The 10,410-nt window shown below is 48.0% G+C and carries 5 protein-coding genes; 2 read left to right on the top strand and 3 right to left on the bottom strand.

Annotation, left to right across the window (positions count from 1 at the left end; all coding sequences use genetic code 11):
* Positions 1–150: 150 nt before the first annotated feature.
* From JGK16_RS30980 to JGK16_RS30970, 3 genes are all read right to left on the bottom strand, one after another.
* Positions 151–324: a hypothetical protein gene (locus JGK16_RS30980; RefSeq protein ID WP_293193685.1), complete on the bottom strand. Its 174-nt coding sequence runs from the start codon at positions 322–324 to the stop codon at positions 151–153.
* Positions 325–436: 112 nt separating this feature from the next.
* Positions 437–586 carry a hypothetical protein gene (locus JGK16_RS30975; RefSeq protein WP_293193683.1) on the bottom strand — a complete coding sequence of 50 codons (150 nt, stop codon included), beginning with the start codon at positions 584–586 and terminating at the stop codon, positions 437–439.
* Between the two features lie 126 nt (positions 587–712).
* Positions 713–6,343, bottom strand: coding sequence for a cadherin-like domain-containing protein (locus JGK16_RS30970; RefSeq protein ID WP_293193681.1), 5,631 nt, complete (start codon positions 6,341–6,343; stop codon positions 713–715).
* 1,805 nt (positions 6,344–8,148) lie between these two features.
* On the opposite strand from JGK16_RS30970, the gene JGK16_RS30965 reads away from it, so the two are divergent.
* A complete protein-coding gene (locus tag JGK16_RS30965) occupies positions 8,149–8,403 on the top strand; it encodes a hypothetical protein (RefSeq protein ID WP_293193679.1) in 255 nt (84 codons plus the stop codon).
* 4 nt (positions 8,404–8,407) lie between these two features.
* Positions 8,408–10,078, top strand: coding sequence for a CHAT domain-containing protein (locus tag JGK16_RS30960; protein ID WP_293193687.1), 1,671 nt, complete (start codon positions 8,408–8,410; stop codon positions 10,076–10,078).
* Positions 10,079–10,410 lie beyond the last annotated feature (332 nt).

Raw genomic sequence — 10,410 nt, 5'->3', positions numbered from 1 at the left:
GTAGACTGACATTCCGGGCATTGCATAATATTCCTTTTAAATGTGTGTGATTTGTGACGCTCCGACGACCATTTCATCATACCCTAGTTCAGCAACGCCCAATTATTCAAAATCATTCAACAGTAATAGAGACGGCGGTTGAAACCGCGTCTACACAGACAAACCCACCTCCGTGGGTTGAAGAGTTAATTTTCTAATAGTCGATCGCACATTTCCCCCAAAAGTCGATCGAATTACTCGTAGGGGCGATCGCATTTTGGCGACAAACCTTAACAAAAAACCAAAGATTTTCTGTCCAAAAGCGAAATATTCATTGACGCGCATCCAGGATTGCCCAATATTTGGTAATTATGACTTGTCTGTGGGGGCTGGGTGAAGCATTCGGGTATTAGATGGTAGCTTGGGAATCAACTATTCTCGCCCGAATGCTTCACCCCTACAAATTTATCGGTATTCGGGCGTAGCGTAGCGGGGCATAAGCCATCGCACAAATCCCCAAAAAGGCGATCGCGCGATCGTATCCACCATCAACAACACCGCAAAAAAAGACGGGGTAGTGCCGTTTCCCCGCCCAAAACAAAGCCACTAAATTGTTTGAAAATCAACAACAACAAAATAAGGACACAGCATTGCCGTGTCCTTATCTTGTTGGGATACAGCATTGCTGTATCCCCGTGCATACCCTTGATATTCAGATTAGAATTCTTGCCGTTTAGAACAAGAACAATTCAGAATTACCCGAAACTCCCAAATTGACATTGACAGTAGCAAACAAACTGTTGCCACCAACCGTCGAACCGTTGCTATCGTAATACAGCTTAGTAGTATTAGCTGCACTATCGAAGAGAGCAATAATCGACGGCGAAGTCAAGGATGACTCGATCGCGCTTACAGTAGCAACAGTGCTGCTGTACCGGTAGAAATTCACACCCAAAGGCCCCGAACCCAACCCAGCAAAAGCAATCTTGTCAATGTTAATTACATCATCAACAATGCTGTAATCCGTAATGATATCCCCGCCACCAGCAGTAGTTCCGGTGAACACAAACACATCAGAACCCAATCCACCGCTGAGAGCATTTGTTCCCAAACCGCCGATTAAAGTGTCATTACCAGCACCACCGGAGATGCTGTCATTACCAGCACCACCGGAGATGCTGTCATTACCAGCCCCACCGTTGAAGATATCAGCACCGGAACCACCGTTCAAAATATCGGAGAACTCAGTACCAGTGACGTTATTCGCCACAGTTGAATTGCCAGTAAACAAGACAGGAGTGGTAAAGTTATAACCGCCCGCACCAGAACCGAAGTTGTAAACTCCAGTTGTCGGGAAAGTACCCGGATTAGTCACTAAATTGACAATGCTACCAGAAGTCGGAGCAGGGGTAGTTGGAGAAGCAACGATCGTCCCTGTGAACACAAAGTCTGCTGTGCCCAAAGTCCCCGCAGCCGTACCCAAATTAGCAACAGTTGTGAAACCACCTGCCGCTGTACCATTCGAGTCAAACACCAACACCGTCTCGCTGTTCGTATTCGTATATACGAAGAAACCAGGAGTTGTAGAACCACCCACAGCCTTAGCTTGAGCCGCCTCCACAGTCGAATAATTGGCACCGGTGAAAATCACCAATTGTTTGCCAGTAATGTCAGGATTTGAACCGCTCGCACTGACAAAATTCGTAGAAGTCAAATTGCCGAAAGCGTTCGCAGCAAACTGCAATTTGTCAGTTCCGAAGGTAAAGTCAGTAATCGTATCCGGGCCGTCGCCGGGAGCCTTGAAAGCAAAGATATCTGCACCAGAACCGCCAGTCAAAATATCTACACCGGCACCACCGGTGATAGTATCTGCACCGCCGCCACCAGCGATCGTATCTGCACCGCCACCACCGTTGAGGATATCAGCCAACTCAGTACCAGTGACGTTATTCGCCACAGTTGAATTGCCAGTAAACAAGACAGGAGTGGTAAAATTGTAACCGCCCGCACCAGAACCGAAGTTGTAAACTCCAGTTGTCGGGAAAGTACCCGGATTAGCAACTAAATCAACAATGCTGCTGGAATTTGTAGAAGTACCAGTCGGAGCAGAACCAGTCGCACCAGTAAACAAGAAGTCTGCTGTGCCCAAAGTTCCCGCAGCCGTACCCAGATTCGCAACAGTTGTGAAACCGCCTGCCGCTGTACCGTTCGAGTCAAACACCAACACCGTCTCGCTGTTCGTATTCGTATATACGAAGAAACCAGGAGTTGTAGAACCGCCCAAAGCCTTAGCTTGCGCCGCTTCCACAGTCGAATAATTCCCGCCGGTGAAAATCACTAACTCTTTGCCAGTAATGTCAGGAGTTGAACCCGTCACACCGTCAAAGTTAGTAGTAGTCAAATTCCCGAAAGCACCACTGGCAAACTTGAATTTGTCAACCCCAAAGGCAAAGTCAGTAATCGTATCACCGCCTTCACCGGGAGAATTGTAAACAAAGATATCTGCACCACTGCCGCCAGTCAGAATATCTGCACCGCTACCACCGCTGAAGATGTCAGCAAATTGAGTACCAGTGACATTGTTAGCCTTCGCATCTCCGGTAAATAAGACGGGTGTGCTGAAGTTGTAACCGCCAACACCTGAACCGAAATTATTGCTACCACTCGGATAGGTATTCCCAGCAGCAGTTAAATCTACAATGCTGCCGGAATTTGTAGAAGTACCAGTCGGAGAAGTTGCGATCGCACCAGTAAACACAAAGTCTGCTGTGCCCAAAGTCCCCGCCGCAGTACCCAGATTCGCAACAGTTGTGAAACCGCCTGGTGCTGTACCGTTAGAGTCAAACACCAACACCGTTTCGTTCGCAGCATTGTTATATGCGAAGAAACCAGGAGTTGTAGAACTTCCTGTAGCCTTAGCTTGTGCCGCTTCGAGACTGGCATAGGTTCCGCCAGTGAAAATGACTAACTCTTTGCCGGTAATGTCAGGAGTTGAACCGCTAACACCGTCAAAGTTAGTAGTAGTCACATTGCCGAATTCGCTCGATACAAACTGGAATTTATCTGTTCCAGATTTGAAATCAGCAATTTTATCGCCACCTTCTTTAGTTGTGTTGTAAACAAACAGATCTGTGCCACTGCCACCGCTGAGGACATCAGCACCGAGGCCGCCGGTGATGGTATCGTTGCCGTCACCGCCGTCGATGGTATCGTTAAAGTTGCTGCCGACAATGTTGTCATCGCCAGCCAAAGCCTTGAAATTAACTGCGGCCGGATAAGTGCCGAAGTTTAAATTGTCAGGGCCGGAAGTACCGACAGGAACATTTAGTTGCGGGCCGCTGAAGACAAAGTTCCTGATTTGCAGGCTAAATTTCAGCGAGAAACTGGTGACAATTTCAAAGCGCGCCCCAACAGCAAATACCAGCACGGAACGGTTAGTTTCGGCATCTGTAAACTGACAGAAAGTAGGTGCGTCACTGTTGCCGCCCAAAGCTGCAAACCGCGCTTGCAAAGTGGCGATGCTGGTAACGGTGATATCGGCGCTGAAGTCGAGTAAGTTAGAACTGCCGATCGATCCAACAGTAGAAGTAGCCGTAATCGCCAGTCGAGTCAAGCTGGTAAGGCTGAGATTGCCAAAAGCTGCGGCAGACAACTCTAAGAGATCTTCATCAGCCTTAAAGTCAGTAATTAAGTCAGCATCTAGAACTGTTTTAATCTTTTCGCGGGAAACTTTGTAAATAAAGCGATTCTTACCAGCGCCTCCAATCAGAGTATTGGTTCCTTCGCCACCGTCGATCTCATTCTCGCCATCGCCGCCTTTAATTTTGTCATTGCCAATACCGCCGATGAGTTTGTTTTTGCCTTTACCACCTTCGATATCGTCATCGTCATCGCCACCTTCGATATCATTATCGCCATCACCGCCTTTGATTTTGTTTTTGCCTTTACCTCCTTTGATTTTGTTTTTGCCTTTACCACCGATGATATCGTCATCGTCATCGCCACCTTCGATATCATTCTCACCATCACCGCCTTTGATTTTGTTTTTGCCTTTACCTCCTTTGATTTTGTTTTTGCCTTTACCACCTTCGATCTCGTCATCGTCATCGCCACCTTCGATCTCGTTATCGCCGCCATCGCCACCTTTAATTTTGTTTTTGCCGTTACCTCCTTTAATTTTGTTTTTGCCTTTACCACCTTCGATCTCGTCATCGCCATCGCCGCCGTCGATATCGTTATCGCCGCCATCGCCACCTTTAATTTTGTCCTTGCCTTTGTTTGCTTTAATTTTGTTGGTCTTGTTACCGCCTGTAATGGTATCGTCGCCGTCGCCGCCTTCGATGTCGTTATCTAGCGTGAGCGAACCGACAATCACTTGAGGAGTTGTATTGCCAGCAAAATTAAAGATATTTTGCTCGACATTGAAGCTAAAACGTTGGCTGGTGACAATATTTCTGCCGTCGCTTACTTCAAAACCAAAACTAGCCGCACCGCTAAAACCTTTTACAGCTTGGAAAGTTAACAAATTGAGGCTAATGTCTACTTGAGTGAAGCTCAAACCGACTTGTGTTACCTCTACTCCCTTAAAGAATAGTTTCCCGGTTTTAGCATCAGGGAGCTCCGTTAACTTAAAGACTGTTTCGCTAGCACTTTGCTCGTTATCGACAAACTTCAACAAGTCACCAGTAATAGTTTGTGGCAAGCCGTCGGAACCGACAGTGAGTGTTTTGTTGGCTTGCGATCGCGGAGGGGTACTAACTATTCGACTTGGGGTTGGAGTTGGAGTTGGGCTTGGGCTTGGAGAGCTACCATTAACTCCCAAAAAGTCGCCAGCATTGAGAATCGTGGCGCTAACATTCAACAATAGTGCCAGCACCAACTGATTGCTGCTGAGTCGAATTTCGGTATTGAGGCCGACTTGTACAAACAACAAGCTGCTAAAGTTCAAGCTGCCAGACAGTAGAAACTTGTCGAAGCCGTCTGCGTAGTCAGTGATGACGGAACTTCCGGGAGTGGTATTGTTACCCATATCCATGACAAAAACGTCATTTCCAGCACCGCCGCTACAGGTATGGTTGCCAGTACCGCCAACGATCGTATCGTTGCCAGCATTACCCATCAGCGTATCGTTGCCAGATCCGCCGCCGACAACGCTGTCGTCGCCATCGCCGCCGTCTGCCATGTCATTGCCGTCGCCAGTAACGAGGGTATCGTTGCCAGTACCGCCCATCACGGTGTCGTCACCGGCGCCACCGACAACGCTGTCGTCGCCTTCGTCGCCGCTGCAAGCGTCGTTGCCTTCGCCACCGATCAAGGTATCTTTGCCGTCGCCGCCGACAACGCTGTCGTCGCCTTCGTCGCCGCTAACGTTGTCGTTGCCGGCACCACCTGTTGTGGTGTCGTCGCCGCTGCCTCCCATTACGGTGTCGTCGCCGTCGTCGCCGCTGCAATCGTCATTGCCAGCACCGCCGATGACGGTATCGTTATCTTTGCCACCGTTAACGGTGTCATTGCCTTCGCCGCCGTTAACGTTGTCGTTACCCCGATCGCCCCTGACAGTATCGTTGCCTTCGCCACCATTGCAGGTGTCGTCGCCTTTGCCGCCGTAGACGGTATCACTGCCGCTGCCGCCGTCAACGTCATCCTTGCCGTCGTTGCCGTGTACCCAGTCATCGCCGTCATCGCCTTTGCAGGTATCGTTGCCGGTGCCACCAGAAAGAGTGTCGTTGTCTTTGCCGCCGTAGAGGGTATCGTTGCCTTCGCCGCCGTCGCACTTGTCGTCGCCGCGATCGCCTCTTATTTCGTCATCGCCATCGCCGCCCTCGCAATCGTCGCCGTCTTTGCCTCCATAGAGTTTATTTTTGCCACTCTTTCCTTTGAGTTTGTCTTTGCCTCTTTTGCCGTACAGCGACTGGTTAGCGCCCGTGGCAACAATTATGTCATCGCCATCGGTACCTTCGATCGTCTGCGGATCGCTACCGCTGTCATCTTTTTTGTCTTTGTCTTTTTTGTCGCCCGCACCTTCTTCGGGTACACCGCTCAATTCAGGAATTTTGCTGCTATCATCAGTAACTTTGGGGGATTCGTCCTTAGGCAGATTCGGAACTTTGCCGTTAGTGATGCCGCTGTTTTGTGCGATCGCATCGTCCACTAACTTGCCTAACCCGCTATCGGAATTGATAGCACTAGCATCCCGAAAATCGGCGAGTCGATCGAGCTCGCTGGGGGAAAACACGAGTTTTGGCTGCTCATCATCCAGGGCGATCTGTGAAAACAAAGTGGTTTTTTTTAGGTCAGAAATTTCTGTTTCATCTCGATCTGGAAAAAGTGTTCCCGATACATTTTCCAACATTTCTTCTTTCATCTTTGATATTTCCACAAAAGGGCTGAGTTTCTTTGAGTCAGTTTATCAGCAAGGAGGATGTAGCAGAAGCATAATTTTACAACTTCATACTTTCGCCTGTTAGAGCGGCTGATGTCCTACCTTTCTGTTTATAGATGCTATTTATTTAAACTGCAAGGGGTTATTTCCATCCGTTGCGAGTTGTATATTCTGCAATTGCCCACCCCAAATAATTAAGCCGCGACATACACCCCAAGTCCTGCGCCGGAGCGCAACTCGCTTTTGATGTTATCCGTAATTTCTACAGTAAGCCGCGCCTAAATGGGCCGGATTGTAGATTTTCTACGTAATTTCTACAGTGGATTTGCAGAATGTAAACTCGCAACTGACAACTCCCACATAACTACCCAAAACCTTTATTACCCAAATTTTACCTTGCTTTTCCTGCGATCGAGCCTAGTTGCCTTAACTTTTTGTAACACTCCCAGCTCTGACAAATCCTTCCCTGACTTAGGATTTGCATCTCTTTTGCCAGTGACTGTACGCTCCTAATTTTAGTTCCCGATGATTAATAAATAAATTAGATGATTCGCCCCGGCAAATATTTGTTTTAATTTTCTGTCGTATAAGTTTATCTGAATTCGAGCCAGCCTCGCGAACTGATAAGATTTTGTATTTTAGAACAAAATAGCAATTCTGCCCAATAATATCTGGCTCAATACAGATTTTCAACAGTTGACAGTTGACAGTTGACAGTTGACAGTTTGAGAGCGGCCTCTACCGAAAAGTCCGAGTATTGGAGTAATGAATAGCCTGATTTTAATTTCTCCCGCTCCGGGTTCCGGCTTTCGACTAATTCTTTCTTGTAAAATTCTATAACACATAGCAATAAACACATAATTTATACGATTTTAGGTTTGAGATTTTAAATTTGAGATTAGTAATGACAGATTTTGTATTGTCTTGAACCTTGCCTACAATTGCATTAATTTTTGCCAAGAAGAATGGGTTTAAAGCCTCCTCCTTTTAGGGGGAAATAAAACAAAATTCTTCACTGTTTCAATCCTCTTCCTTTTATGGAGAGGTAGCCCTCAAGCGGTCAACAGTCAACTGTCAACAGTCAACTGTCAACTGAAAAGTGGCATTGTTTTTGGTTAAAATTACAAGCTCGATCGGCATTTTGAGCGCAAATGACCCGTGGTGGACACGATAAACCCGGTTTATTTGTAAGTTTATGGTTGCCTTTTCCCAATATTTCACCGAAAAAGAGGCTGGATGAGGCTCAGTCCTCTAGATGAGAAAAATCCTGGTTGCTGGAAAGGGCTGGAATATTCGATAGCAGTTGTATTCTGAAAACTTCTCGGACACTTGACTTTATTTTTCCTGCTTCACTTTAGCTAGATTAAGACAGTTAAACAAAAAAATAACATTAACATAGAAGCGGTAAATTAGCAATAATCGATGAGGAATTTTAGAGGGTCGCTCTATCGATTAGCGATCGCCGCTCAGGGCTTATGGATGAGGACTCAGGGCTTACGGATGAGGACTCGCCGGCTGACCAATTCATTAATTGACACAAAATCAAGATTTGAAATGGGGGGTTGATGGTAGAGGATAAGTGGTGAGGACACAGCGATCGATCGCTACCGCCAAAAATTTACTCAAAATTGCCTGCGATATTGCCCTGAAACAGGTGGGCGATAGCTGAAGTAATCTTAATAAGAACTAGAGATCCGCCTGGTAAAGTGCCTCCTATTTAACTTTACTGAGCAATGACAAACTCAAGTTTCCGACGAATGTAAAGGGGTCTGCGGTAGAGGTGCAAAATGTTCAAAATAGCAAGATTGGAGAAAATTCGGCTTTCACCAAGCCATAGGGCAATCAAAACTAATAAACTGTTATTAAAGTACAAGTTTTATAGCCTCAAAGTGTTTGAACAAATATATTTGATCCCAGCGATCGCCCGATCGGGGGAAGCGCATTCAGAAACTTTGATTGAAAGAGTAAAAATTAGTTTGCCGATCGCGATTGCTAGCTGCAAAAACGCAGGCACATTCAGACTTGAGGCGGGGGGGCGCTAAATTGGTGAGCCAAGAATTTAAACTCTCAGTCACCCCAGTTGGGGACGACGAATATCTAGTGCGGACAGAAAAGGTTGCACCCGGTGTACCCTTAGCAGAGCAACAAGTCCGCTGGCCGATCGACCAATGGCTGGCACTGTCTGCTCAACTGATGAATGACCCGATGGTGGGCGTGTTCCAAGGAACTGGTGCTGCCGGTCGCACAGGGCGATCGACAAAAAACTCAGCGCCGAATTTAGTAGCCCTGGGGCAACAATTATACAGCGGACTGTTTCAAGGAAACTTGCGCGATAGCTGGACTTGCGCTCAAGGCATCGCCCAGCACCGCCGAGAAGTGCTGCAACTGCGCCTGGGACTCAAAGGCAGGCACTTGCCGCGGCTGCCGTGGGAAGTGCTGCACGCGGGCGATCGCCCTTTAGCAACCGGCACCGATGTCGTGTTTTCCCGCTACCAACCAGGTACAAGTTTGTTCAAACAAACCCGGGTGGTACCCAGCAGCGGCCCGCTAAAAATTTTAGTGGCGATCGCCTCTCCGAGCGATCGAGACAGCTTGCAGCTCAAACGAGAAGTGCTCCACTTGCAACAAGAACTGCAAAACCGGAGCGCTAATCCCCTCAAAAACGGCCCACACTCCGAAATTCAACTGACGATTCTCGAACAGCCCGATCGAGAACAGCTTACTCAAGCCCTAGAACAAGGACACTACCAAGTCTTGCACTACGCAGGCCACAGCAACTTAGGTTCCAGAGGTGGCGAACTCTACCTAGTCAGCAGCCGCACCGGGTTAACCGAAACCTTGAGCGGCGACGACTTAGCCGGATTGCTGGTTAACAACGGCATTCAGATGGCCGTGTTCAATTCCTGCCGCGGGGCCTACGGCGACCCCTCAGACATCGGCGAGGACAGTTCGGAACGCAATTTAACCGCAGCCTTAATCAAGCGGGGCATTCCGGCAGTGCTAGCAATGGCAGAAAGCATTCCCGACGATGTAGCCCTAACTCTGACGCGACTGTTTTACCGCAACCTCAATCAAGGCTATCCAGTCGATCTCAGCCTGAGTCGGGCCAGGGCGGGACTAATTTCTGCCTACGGTTCTCACCAGTTATACTGGGCTTTGCCGATTCTCTACCAGCACCCGGACTTTGACGGCTATCTGACGGGCGCCCCAGCCCAAAGCGGGCCATCCGGTTCTCCGGTGCCAAATTTAATCCTACCGGGAACGCCGCCGGCGGGAGCGGCCACAGAATGGAAGGCGCCGTCTGGACTCTCGACGATCGCCCCATACCCCCCCATCGCAGCCAATCAACCGCAGGAGTCAGACACAGATGACGGCGAAGTCTGGGAATATTTTCCCGACCAATTAAAAGAGCGCAGGGATTGGGTTCACCAGAACGATCGGTCTTCTGCTGCTAATTCACCGAACTCTATTCCTAATTCTGAGTCGGCGGCGATCCAAGCAACTCGGGTAACTACACCGACTCCGAAATCGTTCAAACAATCGGGATTGCAAAAATGTCTGGTAGTGATGCTTTGCTTGTTCCCCGTTGCTGTGAGTGCTGGCTTGTTTGGGTGGCGGCACTCACAGCAACGAGGCACGAAACCAGAAGAGTTACTGCCGGCGGTACGGACTCCCCTGTCGCAAAATTACTTGCAAGAACGTCACCAAGCAGAATGAAGAAGCAAGAAGGCATCAAACAGTTCACTTAATCTAAAAGGAAGGAAGAAGAGCAACAGAGCCAGCTTGAGTGCAAGCTGTATTTTACGTTTCATTTAGGATCGCGAATTAAATAATTTACACATATTTGTGGGATGGGCGTCCCGCCCGTCCAGAAAGGACGGGCGGGACGCCCATCCCACAAGAAGAATAAAAATTGTAAGTTATTTAATTCTTATTCCTTAAGTGAATTTACCGCTCGTAAAAACATGGACAAAGCTACCCAAAAGTAGTCAATGTTAGACATCTACGTTAGTAATTTTAGTCCACAGTCCTAAAACTACAGGAATAAA

The organism is Microcoleus sp. PH2017_09_SFU_O_A (assembly GCF_020738625.1).
Classification (GTDB): domain Bacteria; phylum Cyanobacteriota; class Cyanobacteriia; order Cyanobacteriales; family Microcoleaceae; genus Microcoleus.
The sequence above is the reverse complement of the archived record's forward strand: the minus strand, read 5'-3'. Positions and strand labels throughout refer to the sequence as shown.

Bases quoted from the DNA above. Each gene is read 5' to 3' on its own strand.
- JGK16_RS30980 (WP_293193685.1), bottom strand. From the start codon at position 324: ATGCGCGTCAATGAATATTTCGCTTTTGGACAGAAAATCTTTGGTTTT.
- JGK16_RS30970 (WP_293193681.1), bottom strand. From the start codon at position 6,343: ATGAAAGAAGAAATGTTGGAAAATGTATCGGGAACACTTTTTCCAGAT.
- JGK16_RS30965 (WP_293193679.1), top strand. From the start codon at position 8,149: ATGTTCAAAATAGCAAGATTGGAGAAAATTCGGCTTTCACCAAGCCAT.